Below are 12,932 nucleotides of genomic sequence, written 5' to 3'. Positions count from 1 at the left end.
AAATAATTTTGACTTTTTAGATAAAAGCTTCTATTATGGGGATACTAAAGAAGAAAGGTGGAAATTTTATGGAAAATATAATGATAATTATTTCCAAATTAGAGAAAACCACCGACCAAATTGATCAAATCGATCTAGAATTACATAAGACAATTATGAAAACTGATTTTGATATCACTCCATTGAGAAATGAATTGAAATCAATAGTTAAGTTTAGAACACTGTTGCTCAATGATTTACTATTACGTGTCAATGAAAATAAAGATTTCAATACACGCGAAAGTGCAAACTCTGCGGAAATCATTTTAACTTTAAAAAAATTAGGATCAATCAATCTAAATATATCTTTGCCAACTGATAAAGATTCACTATTCCTAATTAACCAAATAAAAAAAATTAGCAATCATTCATATAGATCACTAATTTACCAGTTACTTTCTATAATATACAGCATCAGACCTGATGTATTTCCAATAAATCGTAATTACAAAGATTCCCCTATGGAGTCTTCTCAATTAAGACACAGTCTGATTCAATTAGATGAAGACAATATCTATCTTCAAGATTTTATTCCATTATCAGATTATGTTCGTATTGTTTTTTATAAATCTACTGGAGTTTTCCCAGATTATATTAATATTATTGATGTAAGAAATGAGATTGAAGGCGCTAAAGAATCTGGACTATCTGCTTTAGCCTACAACTTCATTGTCTACAATCAAAGATATTCATTCGTTGTATTCAAAGGTACTGGGGCTAATATTGATTACTCAGAAAAATCATTTACAACCAAATACGATAAGATTATTTGGGAAAACTATTTAGATTGGCGATACAATGTAAATTCAATTTTAGCTGGTAATGATCACAGTCTTGAACAAATAAAACAGTCTTTAGAGTTTATTGAATTTTTAAGTGATAAGCTTGATCCGTCAACCCAAATATATGGACTAGGACATTCGCTTGGCGGTAATCTTGTTCAATCTATTCAGTTGATAACTCATAAATTTGATTCTGTTTATAATTTGAATTCTGCTCCTATTCAGCTGAAGCAAATCAGGCTTATTAAACCAGACTTGTTCACTAATGAAATCTGGGATCGTGTCCTTAATGCTACTCAAATCGGTGGTAATTCTGAAACGGTTCAAAAATTTAAAGACATTACCGGATTAGATTTTTCGGAAGTAAGAAATGACTATATAGACCATGATTTAACACAGATGTTTTATCGATTACCAAATACAATTTGGATTGGTCAAAAAATTGATAGTAAGCTTCCGTTTGAGCATCCTTTTAAAGTAGATTTGTACAACTTCCTTACCAGAGAAGAAATTCAATGGCTCATGAAGTTTGAAACCGAAATGTTCAAACAATTAGAAGAATCTAGTAACTCAGTAGATGTAGTTCGATATTTCGCCGCTTACATCTTTTCAGAGTTGAGATTACTATATAATAATCTCAATGATCCTTATGTATATTCAGCTTATACTGATTTCATAAATTACTTGTACACTTCTCAACTAATTACAGTAACTCCTGATGAAGTAACTAGAGACCTATCTGAAAGTATGCGGAAGAATGTAATTTCCCAAACACTAGAAAGAACAAGTTATCTTAAATTTTTACGAAGTATAAATCCTAAGACTATGGAACTTATTCTATATTTGCATCTATCAGAAGGAGCAAGATTCTTTGTATCAAACAACAAAAAAAGCTAACCTAACGGTTAGCTTTTTTATATTACAATCTCTTATTTAATTCTTTTCCAATTTCTTCAAATCCTGGTTTACCAAGTAGACCAAACATGTTCTTCTTGTATGCTTCAACACCAGGTTGGTTGAATGGATTGATACCATTTAGGTAACCTGAAATACCAACGGCGATTTCAAAGAAGTAAATCAAGTATCCTAAAGTAAATGTATCTTGTTCAGGGATGTGAACACTCATTACAGGAACTCCACCGTCTGTATGAGCCAAAACAACACCTTCATAAGCACGTTTGTTTACGAAGTCCATTGTCTTACCTTCAAGATATCCTAATCCATCAAGATCTTCTGCTTCAGAAGGAATCTCAATATCAAATCTTGGTTTGTCAATCATAACTACTGTTTCCATCAAGTTACGACGACCTTCTTGGATATATTGACCTAATGAGTGAAGATCTGTTGAAAAGTTTGCTGATGATGGGTAGATACCTTTTTGGTCTTTACCTTCTGATTCACCCATCAATTGTTTCCACCATTCACCAAAGTATTGTAGATTTGGTTCGTAGTTTTCTAACAATTCTGTTGTGTATCCTTTGCGGTACAAGATATTACGTAAAGCAGCATATTTGTATGCTTCATTTATTGTAAGGTCAGCGTCTGAGTAGTCTGTGCGAGCAGCTGCAGCACCTTCCATAAGTTTGTCAATATCAATTCCAGCAACAGCAATGGGTAATAATCCTACAGCTGAAAGAACTGAGAAACGTCCACCGATATCATCAGGAACAACAAATTCTTGATATCCTTCTGCATCTGATTCTGATTTAAGTGCACCTTTAGCACGATCAGTTGTAGCATAGATACGATCTTTGGCACCATCTTTACCGTATTTTTCAACAAGTTTTGCTTTTAGAATTCTGAAAGCAATTGATGGTTCTGTAGTTGTACCAGATTTAGAAATTACATTAATACTGAAATCACGATCTCCGATAAGATCTAGAAGATCAGCTAAGTAGTTAGGTGAAATAGAGTTACCTGCAAAATATACTTCAGGAACTTTTCTTTCATTCTTCAAGTTGTAGAATGATGAGCTCAAGAAATCAATAGCTGCACGTGCTCCTAGGTATGATCCACCAATTCCAATTCCAATAAATACTTCTGAATCATTTTGAATTTTCTTGGCTGCTTCTTTAATACGAGCAAATTCGTCTTTGTCATAGTTTACAGGCAAATCGATAAAGCCACGGAAATCACTTCCAGCACCAGTACCTTTACGTAATTGTTCATCAGCTGCGTTAACCATTGCTTGCATTTCAGCAAGTTCATTTGGATGAACAAATTTGTCTAACTTAGAATCATCAAATTTAATGTGTGTCATTTTTCGTTTCTCCTCCATACCCTAGAAAATAAATTAATTATCAATAATTAATAATTCATGGTTTATTATACTTTTTTAGTTATCGAATGAACAGCCCTATACAAAATATATCCAACAATTGCTCCAATTGTATTAGTGATTACATCATCAATATCTGAAACACCTGTTGCTAAGAAAAATTGCAATGTTTCAATTGATAATGATATCAGAGCACCATAGATAACAATATGATAAAACTTCATATTCTTACTCCATAGATAAGGTAGGAATATTCCGACTGGAATAAACCACAATATATTGCCAAATAAATTGTAATAGAAATCAACTTTAGATATTCCATGAGACAATTTAAACGTCTCGATTAAGGGTTCGGTATTAATATATGACAACGATCTGTGCCATTCAAAATGGAACTGCCAAGGAAAATACCCATCCCTAAATACCGTTAGGAAATAAAGGAGTAATATGTAGAACAAGAAGAAGGTTAACCAAAATTCTCTTGCTGGTTTTACATGAAGATTTTTTCTGCGAATCCAGATCACTCGTAAAAATATGAAAATCAATGTATAAAAAATTGCCTTGTCAAAAGCATGAAAACTCAGAGATATCAACGGGAAGTGATTAATCTTATTTGCATACAATTTGACCACTTCATTGTATATTGGCCCTAGAAATATCATTTTTCTCCCCTTCTTCCAAAAATATCAAAATCCGTATATAATCTATATATAGATTAATTTTAACTGATATTAGCACTTACAACATAAAAAAAGGGAATTTTTATGAAAAAAATACAGACATTTTTCAATACAAGGTTAGGCTTTACAGCATTGCTAGTCTTGTTAATGTGGTTTAAAACAGTTTTTGTGTACTATACCGATTTTTCTTTAGGTATAGAAAATCCACTGCAACACATTATTCTTATACTCAATCCTATAGCTACAACCATTATACTGTTGAGTTTGCCCTTATTTATAAACAGAGCAGTTATTTCTTACATTATTAGTGGACTGGTTTACATAGTAGAAACTGGTTTTTTATACGCTAACGTTCTGTATTATCGACAATTTAATGACTTTATCTCCTACAGCACTATAGCGGGATCTACTAAGGTTGCTAAGGGTTTGAGCGGTAGTGTTAATACACTGTTGCATCCTACAGATATTATCATATTCTTAGATTTCATAATAATTCTTGGATTGTTTGCTTTCAAAATAATTAAAATTAACCCTGCACCACTACGCAAACTTACAGCTTCAGCTGTTCTAGTATTTGGGATATTTTTTCTATTCTTCAATCTAATGCTTGCTGAGTCGAATCGTCCGCAACTTTTGGGTAGAGGTTTCGACAGGAATTATGTTGTTAAATATTTAGGTCTTAATTCTTTCCTTGCATATGACTCAGTTAAAACCATTCAAACCAATCAGACCAGATCAGAGGCTGTCGGCACTGATATGGATGAAGTTTTAGACTATGTTAGTGATAGATATGCTGCCCCTAACAGTGAGTACTTTGGTGTAGCAAAGCAAAAAAACATCATCATTATTCACCTAGAGAGTTTTCAACAACAATTAATTGGTGCCAAAGTTAACGGTCATGAAGTAACACCATTTTTGAATAGTATATATAATGACAAAAACACTCTATCATTTGATAATTTTTATAACCAAGTTGGTGAAGGTAGAACTGCCGATGCAGAAAACCTTTTGGAAACAAGTACATTTGGACAAAATGGAGGCTCATCTTTATTTGTTCGTTTAGGTGGAGATAATACTTTCCAAGCCGCACCAGCAATCCTTGCTCAAGAGCAGGGATATACTAGTGCAGTTTTCCATGGTAATACTCCAGGATTTTGGGGACGTGATAAAGTCTACCCAAACCTCGGCTACAATTACTTCTTCTCACAAAACTATTATGATGCTAGTGAAAAAAACTCACTTACTCAATATGGCTTAAAAGACAAATTGCTTTTTGCTGAAAGTGCAAAATACCTAGAACAAATGCAACAACCTTTCTATACTAAATTTATAACTGTTTCCAATCATACTGACTATCAGTTAGACAGTGCTAACACTGACCAGGATGTTATTCCTAATACATCAAGTAGTACTGTAAACAGATATTTTGGAACTGCCAATTATTTAGATAGTTCTGTAAAAGAATTTTTTGATTATTTAAAAGCCAGTGGTATTTATGATAATTCAATAATCATGCTATATGGTGATCATTATGGCTTAAATTCTGCAGATAACTCTGTTTTTGCAAAACAGTTAGGCTACGTAAATTCTGATAAAGATGGTGCTGATTTTATCAATAGTCAGGGTCAGAAAGTTCCTCTTATGTTCCACATGCCTGGTCTAAAAGGTGGAATTAAGCATACATATGGTGGTGAAGTCGATGTTCTTCCTACCCTATTACATCTAGCAGGTATTAATACAAAGGGATACGTGCAATTAGGAACTGATCTGTTATCAAAAGATCATAACCAGATAGTTGCCTTTAGAAAAGGTAGCTTCGTTACTCCTAAATATACCGTTATTAAAAAAGGTGACTCGCATGAAGTATTCAAAAATGATACCGGCGAAGAAATAGACCTTAGTTTGAATCCCGATTTGAAAGAAAAAATTTCCAAATGGCAAAAACAAGTAGATGCACTCCTAGATGTATCAGACAACATAACAAATAAAAACTTATTACGTTTCTATACACCTAACGGATTCACACCTGTTGATCCGTCATTGAATGTCTACAATGATCAAATCCAAAGACTTATTTCCACACGTGATAACCTTGGAGATAAATCAACAAGTGTCTACTCTAAAAATGGTAACAAATCCACAACTGATCTATATAAAACAGATGCACCTGAACTTAATGGCGATCGAACTGATATTGATAGTTGGGATAATATTCTTAACAAATAAAAAAGCAACTCTCAATGAGAGTTGCTTTTTTTATGCTTAATTTTTAAGTTCATGACCTTCATCATAGAAAGTAATTGTAAAGGTTGTTCCTTTTCCTAGTTCACTAGCGACTTTAATCTCACCGCCATGATTTTGAACTAATTGATGAACAATTGATAATCCTAAACCAGATTCACCATATTTACGATTCTTACGTGATACATCTGCTTTATAGTATCTATCCCAAATATTCTTAACCTGATCTTCGGACATCCCTATCCCGTTATCGCTAACCTTAAAGATGGTAGCATGTTTTTCTTCATCCCTAAATCCAGTAGTATTAATGAAACCGCTGGTAGTGAATTGAATAGAGTTTTGAAGAACATTAAACATAACTTGAACAAATCGATCATAGTCTGCGTAAGTCTTTAACTCTTCTTCAGGAAGATCTAAATTAATCTTGTCATTGGCATCTTCTGCCTTCTTTTGCAGCTGTGAAACAATGTCTCTGAGTGGAACTCTGGCATCAAATTCTTGTTTTGACAAGGAAATTTGATTAGTTCTAATCTTTTCATAATCTAGATTTTCATTGACTAATCTTATTAGACGATTGGTTTCATTTCTCATTAATTCTATACTTTGTGCTTTGGACTCTTCAGGTATAGCATCATAGGCCAATCCTTCAAGTAATCCATTTATAGTAGTTAATGGTGTTCTCATTTCGTGAGAAGCATCAGCCATGAATTCTTTACGCCTTAACTCTTGGCGATTAATTTCCTCATCTGATTCACGTAGTGAGGTAACCATCTTATTGAAATCATTTGCCAAATCATCTAATTCATCTCTATTTTTACTATCAATATGAACAGAAAAATCGTTATTAGCAACTTTTCTTGTTGCGTAACTAAGTTTGTTGATTCTATTTACTTGATATCTTGAAAGAATGAAACTCAAGATAATAGAAGCTAATAATGAGATAAGTAGTGCAAGATATAGGCGGTTTTTAATTTCAACAATATTTGATTGAATCTGACTAACATTCGATCCTACCCAAATAACTGCTACTAACTTACCATCCTCAAACCAAGGAACTAGGACACATACATAACTCAAATTGTTGCCATTTTCTAATTTAGGACGACCATCTGATGTTGCTGCATTTTGAATATAACGAATAGTTTGTCCTTTTTTCATCTTTTCCCAGTACTTACTTTTTAGATGATTAGTAAAGCCACTTGATGGCATAGATGGGTATACTTGGTTATTGTTCTCATCAAAAACCCCAAACTGAACAGAGTGTTGTGCCAAAACTTGTCTCAAAAAATCCATGTTTTCATCAGTAATATTTTGAATATTACCATCATCTGGATTCTTACTTAATGCCACTTTTTCCATGTTGTACGCATAACTCTCTAATGTTTCATACGTAGAATTATATTCCCAATTAGTTGTATAACTTGTAACGGTGTACAAAATAATACCCAATGTGGTTAATATAACTATCATGAAACTCAACATGTTTTGATACATTAACTTCATTTTATTTATTGTTTACTCCTGAATCATCGAATTTGTATCCAACACCCCAAACAGTTTCAATTACTTGAGGTCCTACTTTTTCAATCTTTTGTCGCAACTTTTTGATATGAGCATCAACAGTTCTTTCTTCACCAAAGTAGTCGTAATCCCATACTTGCTCTAATAATTGTTCTCTAGTAAATACTTGCTTAGGCTTACTTGCTAAGGTCTTTAGCAAATCGAACTCCTTAGGAGTCAAATCTACAATCGCTGCATCTCCTAGATAAGCTTCACGAGTACTTGAATTCAACTTGAAAAATCCAGTATCAATATCATACCCTTGACTATTAGAACTCTCAGAATTAGATGCTGGAGCTGCTTCTGAAATATTTTCACTTCTACGGTGAATAGCCTTAATTCTTGCTATCAAAGTTATCGGACTAAATGGCTTGGTTACATAGTCATCTGCACCAAATTCAAGTCCTAGAACTTGATCACTTTCACTGTCACGAGCAGTAAGCATGATAATAGGAACAGTCTTTGAAACCTTACGGATATCTTTAGCAACTTCCATTCCATCTTTACCAGGCAAATTCAAATCCAATGTAATCATATCCCAACTTTCAGGATCTTGATTAAATACTTCGACGGCATCATTTCCATCATATGAAAATGTAGCATCCCAATCTTCCTTTTGGAAAAACATTCCCATCATTTCTGATACTGATTTATTATCTTCAATCATTAATATTTTCATATATAAAACTCCAATTTCTATATTTCTTCTAAAATAACTCTATAATAATCACGAAAAACTTGCTACTATATTACGTGTAATAGACTTAATTATATAAGGCTGGTGACTAATATGCAAAATAACTATAAAGGTTCTGTATTCTTCGACCTCGATGGAACACTTTTTAACAATCAAACTAAGATTGATAAAGATGTAGCCGATGCCGTTCATCAACTTCGTGCTAATAACTATTTACCTGTTATTAGTACTGGTAGATCATTTGACGAAGCACAAGATGCTGCAAAGCCAACGGGTATTGATACCTTGGTTACTCTAAATGGTGCCTATGTTAAACATCAAGATGATGTTATTTATAAGAGTGTTATGGACACTGATGTAGTTTCCCAAGTTATTGATAAGGTTGATGAATTAGGCGATTTTGTTGGATTGCATTCAGCAACAGATACTAGACTTATAAAATCATCTGATACCGCTACTTCATTTTATAACATGGTAAACATAAAAATGCCTAAAATTGACAGTGATTTTCATTTAAATCATGAAATTCCTATGATGATAATCATTTCAGAAGATGATATAGATCGTTATTCCGAATTTTTTGATTCACTAAATTTCTACAAAACAGGAAAATATTCAATTGACGTAGTTAATAAGAATGTTACTAAAATGACTGGTATTCAACACATTTTAAAAACTCTTGATCTTGAAGATAAGCCAACTTACGCTTTCGGTGATGGTGCTAATGATATTCCAATGTTGTCATCAGTTGACCATGGTATTGCTATGGGAAATGGATCTGATCAAGCTAAGGAAGCTGCTGAATATACTACCTCAGAAAATATTAATGGCGGTATTGCCAACGGATTGAAACATTATGGACTAATTTAAAAAGACTTTTGAGAATAGTCTCAAAAGTCTTTTTTTATTTAACTAAAACAACTTTTCCAATCATATGTCCATCTTCGACCATTTTAGTTGCTTGTTTAATTTTTTCGACGTCAATTCCATTAATAACTTCAGTAGTTATAGGCAAAATCTCTCCAGAGTCCAATTGTTCAGCTAGCTTAGATAGATATTTACCCTGAGTTTGCATTAGATCATCTAATTGGAAATAGCTTTTTGTAAACATCCACTCATATTCTATATTTACAGACTTATTTTTCAACAAATCTAAATCCAAATTTTTTAGTGATGTTATTGTTGCAAATGTTCCAAATGGTCTAATTAATTCTATAATTTCCTCAAAGTGCGGAGTATTGTCACTTAATCCGATAATATAATCAACATATTCAAAACCTAATTCATGAACTTGTTCAACTAAGTCTTGATAGTGATCTACTACATGATCAGCGCCTAGTTTTTCAACCCAAGCCCTTTTATCTTCACCATGGGCAGTTGATATGACTGTCATACCTTCTTTACTAGCCAATTGAGTAGTAATAGAACCGACACCACCAGCACCATTGATTATAAGAACTGTCTTACCTTTCAATTTACCCAATTTTTCATATAACAACTCACTTGCTGTCATATAAACTAATGGTAGTCCGATGCTATCAGATATATCTGTCTTTTTAGGTGCAAGAGCGACAATTCTAGAATCAATCAATTGGTACTCTTGATTACTACCTGAACGGGAAATATCACCAGCGTAAAAGACTTTGTCTCCAACTTTGAAATCAGTTACTTGTTCCCCAACTTCAGTTACAGTACCATAGCCGTCATATCCCAATATATTATGGTTATCATTATCTTCAATATTTTTTCTAACTGCTATGTCTACTGGATTAATTGAAATGGCTTCAACTTCTACTAATAGATCAAATCTCTCTGCCTTTGGCTTGTCTAAATCAAACTCTGTTAAGCTGTTAGAATTACTATCTTTATAAGAATAAACTTTCATTATTTAACCCCTTTATATTTAATAGATATAATTAAATACTTTATAAAATAAAAAAGCCAACATAAGCTGTCGGCTTTCGGTTATTTATTTTTAATACACGATTTCAACTGTTGCTGAAGTGATTCCATATGATGGAACCAAGCTATCAGGCATGGCAACATCAATCTGATATGGATTTGAACTTGCAAAGGTTCCAGTATCATTAACTGTGCGATACCAGACATCTCCTTGAGAAGTAGTTATTTTTAATCTTGTACCTCTAGGTAGAACTCCAAAATTGGCTGCAACACCGTCGTAGCCCATATCAGATCCTAATACAGCCGGATCATAAAAACTTACTTTGAAGTTACCTACTGTTTTTGTTGTCGGTACATATGAAACTTCCTGAACCTGAGCAGCTACTTGTGCTTCAGCTTGTTGCTCAGCAATTCTTTCATCTTCTTTGCGTTGTTCTTCCTTGATGCTCTCTATTTTTTCGGAAGAAACATTTTTCCCGCTCCCATCAACACCTGGAATAAAATTACGATCTTCGCCTACAGATACAACTTTATTTAAAGTAACATTTGAAGTTTTATCCTTTTGACCGAAGACACCAAGTAAGTTATGGTCGTATTTTACGGTAAGTGCGGAGCTTGGATCCTTCATAGGATCCACTGTAGCTTCTGCATTCAAATGTGTTGCAGTAACCATTGTTAGTAGTACTCCACTAACTACCATTATATTTTTTCTAAATCGTTTAATAAATATACCCCCTATTTTTTAACCGATAAAGCACACTATACAAGAATAATGTTACAGAATGATTACATTTAAATGAAATAAATCCCAGAAATCCATATATGTGTAACATTTCTGTAATACTAGGTACTTTTTTAGGAAAAAACAAATTTTCGAGAAAGAATTTTTTTTAATTCTAAAATCTTATGCTAGATTAATCTCATAACAAAATTGGAGGTCATTTAAATGACAAAGAAAATAAGTATTATAGTTGGTAGTTTGAGAGAGAACTCATTTTCAGGACAAGTTGCTAACAACGTTAAAAACATGATTCCTGCTGGATATGATGTAGAATTTCTAGATTTTTCAAATCTTCCTATTTATAACCAAGATTCAGATGAACAAGATGTTCCTGAATTTACTGAATTTAGAAATAAAGTTAAGAATTCAGATGGTATTATTTTTGTAACACCTGAATATAACCGTTCAATTCCTGGTGGACTAAAAAATGCTATTGATGTAGCTTCACGTCCATGGGGTCAAAGTGTTTGGAATAACAAACCTGCTGCTATCATCAGCAACTCACCTGGTGCAATTGGTGGATTCGGTGCAAGTAACCACTTGAGACAAGTACTTGCATTCCTTAATATGCCTACTCTAACAAACCCAGAAGCATACCTTGGAAATATCGCAGATCTTCTTCAAGAAGATGGTACTTTAGTTGAAGGAACAGCTAAATATCTACAAAGTATTGTAGATGCTTATATTGACCTACTTAATAAATATTAAAATAAAAAAGGTTAAGCCAAATGGCTTAACCTTTTTTATTAGCATTTCATTGTAATTCATATTTTTTGATTTCATTCCAAAATTGATCAATATTATCCTGTCGGAAGTTTTTGTTTTTTAAAAATCCTAGTCTACTTTGTGGTGATTCAATAATATCAATTATTTTTATCTTATTTGAAGTCATGCTTTCAGCAATTTTTCTGGGAACAATAGACAATCCCATACCTTCTGCAACCATTTCTGCAATTAAATCAAATCTATTACCTTTATAAAAGATATCAGGTGTAATCCCACTCTTTTCAAATAAATTAATTACAGATTTATATAAATTTGTTTGCTCATTACGCAAAATGAAGCTTTCATTTGCCAATTCACTAATATCTATATATTCTTCTTGGTTATTAAGATCCCTACTTGAAGGTGATACTAAAACAAAATCATCTTCATCCATCAAGACTGAATCAAACTCGGTGATTTCTTCAAATACTCTTGTAAAAACGATTTGTGTTTCTTCATTTTTGAGTTTATAAATTTTAAACTTCCTTCAGTTTCAGTAAGTTTAAAATTTATTTGATGATTTTTTGCCATGAACTTAGATAAAATAGAAAAACTCTTATAACTAGACATTGTTGGTATAGTATCTAATTGAATTTGACTACCATTTTTGTTATTCATGCCATTAATTGTTTCAATCAGCTGATTATTTTGCGAAACGATATCTCGAGCGTAAATCAGTATTGCTTTTGCAGACTCGGTCATAACTATATTGCGATGTGACCGTTCAAATAGTTGAGTACCTAATTCTTCTTCTAATGATTTGATGATTTTAGATATATTACCTTGTGTAGTAAATAATCTATACGCTGTTTCTGAATAGCTAAGAGTCTCTGATAAATCTAAAAAAACTTCTAACTTTCTTATATTCATCGCAGTTGCTCCCAAGTATTCCATTTTAGAATACTTTGATTATATCATTTTACAAATACTCATTTCCGCTTCTATTTAAAATAAAAAGACAAAATAAAAAGCTGAGCACATTGCTCAGCTTTTTAATAATCTGGTTTTTCCATTAATAACCATAAAACAAGATATATTGGAATACCTGCGAAGAATGACATACTTCCTAGTACTAAATATACAATTCTTCCAAGTGCTGGACTCCAACCGAATTTTTCACAGATACCACCAACTACTCCAGCAATTAATCTATTATTGGCAGATCTTTTAATTGGAATATGCATAACTTTCACTCCTTAGTTATTAT

The 12,932-nt window shown here is 32.7% G+C and carries 13 protein-coding genes; 4 read left to right on the top strand and 9 right to left on the bottom strand.

What is annotated here, in order from left to right; genetic code table 11:
- Positions 1-68 precede the first annotated feature (68 nt).
- Positions 69-1,718, top strand: coding sequence for a DUF6792 domain-containing protein (locus EKN01_RS01980; RefSeq protein WP_129044753.1), 1,650 nt, complete (start codon positions 69-71; stop codon positions 1,716-1,718).
- 22 nt (positions 1,719-1,740) lie between these two features.
- On the opposite strand, the gene EKN01_RS01975 is transcribed toward EKN01_RS01980, so the two are convergent.
- Both EKN01_RS01975 and EKN01_RS01970 read right to left on the bottom strand, forming a co-directional pair.
- Positions 1,741-3,081, bottom strand: coding sequence for a glucose-6-phosphate isomerase (locus tag EKN01_RS01975; RefSeq protein ID WP_129044752.1), 1,341 nt, complete (start codon positions 3,079-3,081; stop codon positions 1,741-1,743).
- Between the two features lie 65 nt (positions 3,082-3,146).
- Positions 3,147-3,761 (bottom strand): VanZ family protein, encoded by a 615-nt coding sequence (locus tag EKN01_RS01970; RefSeq protein WP_129044751.1) that lies wholly within the window; start codon positions 3,759-3,761, stop codon positions 3,147-3,149.
- 102 nt (positions 3,762-3,863) lie between these two features.
- Between EKN01_RS01970 and EKN01_RS01965 the strand changes: the two genes are divergently transcribed.
- Entirely contained in the window at positions 3,864-6,005 is a 2,142-nt protein-coding gene (locus EKN01_RS01965; RefSeq protein WP_129044750.1) for an LTA synthase family protein, read from the top strand.
- A 36-nt stretch (positions 6,006-6,041) separates the two neighbouring features.
- Here the strand turns inward: EKN01_RS01965 and EKN01_RS01960 are convergent, their stop codons facing one another.
- Together EKN01_RS01960 and EKN01_RS01955 are read right to left on the bottom strand one after the other, a co-directional pair.
- Complete coding sequence (locus EKN01_RS01960; RefSeq protein ID WP_129044749.1) at positions 6,042-7,523, bottom strand: sensor histidine kinase; 1,482 nt, start codon at positions 7,521-7,523, stop codon at positions 6,042-6,044.
- A gap of 1 nt (position 7,524) precedes the next feature.
- A complete protein-coding gene (locus EKN01_RS01955; RefSeq protein ID WP_129044748.1) occupies positions 7,525-8,259 on the bottom strand; it encodes a response regulator transcription factor in 735 nt (244 codons plus the stop codon).
- A gap of 111 nt (positions 8,260-8,370) precedes the next feature.
- Here EKN01_RS01955 and EKN01_RS01950 point away from each other — a divergent pair, with 111 nt between their 5' ends.
- On the top strand, positions 8,371-9,147 hold the full coding sequence (locus EKN01_RS01950; RefSeq protein WP_129044747.1) for a Cof-type HAD-IIB family hydrolase: 777 nt from the start codon (positions 8,371-8,373) through the stop codon (positions 9,145-9,147).
- Between the two features lie 34 nt (positions 9,148-9,181).
- Here the strand turns inward: EKN01_RS01950 and EKN01_RS01945 are convergent, their stop codons facing one another.
- Together EKN01_RS01945 and EKN01_RS01940 are read right to left on the bottom strand one after the other, a co-directional pair.
- A complete protein-coding gene (locus EKN01_RS01945) occupies positions 9,182-10,162 on the bottom strand; it encodes a zinc-binding alcohol dehydrogenase family protein (RefSeq protein WP_129044746.1) in 981 nt (326 codons plus the stop codon).
- A 90-nt stretch (positions 10,163-10,252) separates the two neighbouring features.
- Positions 10,253-10,879: a hypothetical protein gene (locus EKN01_RS01940; RefSeq protein WP_241685227.1), complete on the bottom strand. Its 627-nt coding sequence runs from the start codon at positions 10,877-10,879 to the stop codon at positions 10,253-10,255.
- Positions 10,880-11,125: 246 nt separating this feature from the next.
- Between EKN01_RS01940 and EKN01_RS01935 the strand changes: the two genes are divergently transcribed.
- Entirely contained in the window at positions 11,126-11,668 is a 543-nt protein-coding gene (locus EKN01_RS01935; RefSeq protein ID WP_099974540.1) for an NADPH-dependent FMN reductase, read from the top strand.
- A gap of 46 nt (positions 11,669-11,714) precedes the next feature.
- Here the strand turns inward: EKN01_RS01935 and EKN01_RS01930 are convergent, their stop codons facing one another.
- From EKN01_RS01930 to EKN01_RS01920, 3 genes are all read right to left on the bottom strand, one after another.
- Positions 11,715-12,143 (bottom strand): LysR family transcriptional regulator substrate-binding protein, encoded by a 429-nt coding sequence (locus EKN01_RS01930; RefSeq protein WP_241685250.1) that lies wholly within the window; start codon positions 12,141-12,143, stop codon positions 11,715-11,717.
- Entirely contained in the window at positions 12,119-12,595 is a 477-nt protein-coding gene (locus EKN01_RS01925; RefSeq protein WP_164966346.1) for a LysR family transcriptional regulator, read from the bottom strand. Before EKN01_RS01925 ends, EKN01_RS01930 begins: the two co-directional genes overlap by 25 nt.
- 122 nt (positions 12,596-12,717) lie before the next feature.
- A complete protein-coding gene (locus EKN01_RS01920) occupies positions 12,718-12,909 on the bottom strand; it encodes a PspC domain-containing protein (RefSeq protein WP_129044743.1) in 192 nt (63 codons plus the stop codon).
- Between the last annotated feature and the right edge of the window lie 23 nt (positions 12,910-12,932).

This window comes from Companilactobacillus metriopterae (genome assembly GCF_004117915.1).
GTDB lineage: Bacteria > Bacillota > Bacilli > Lactobacillales > Lactobacillaceae > Companilactobacillus > Companilactobacillus metriopterae.
The sequence above is the reverse complement of the archived record's forward strand: the minus strand, read 5'-3'. Positions and strand labels throughout refer to the sequence as shown.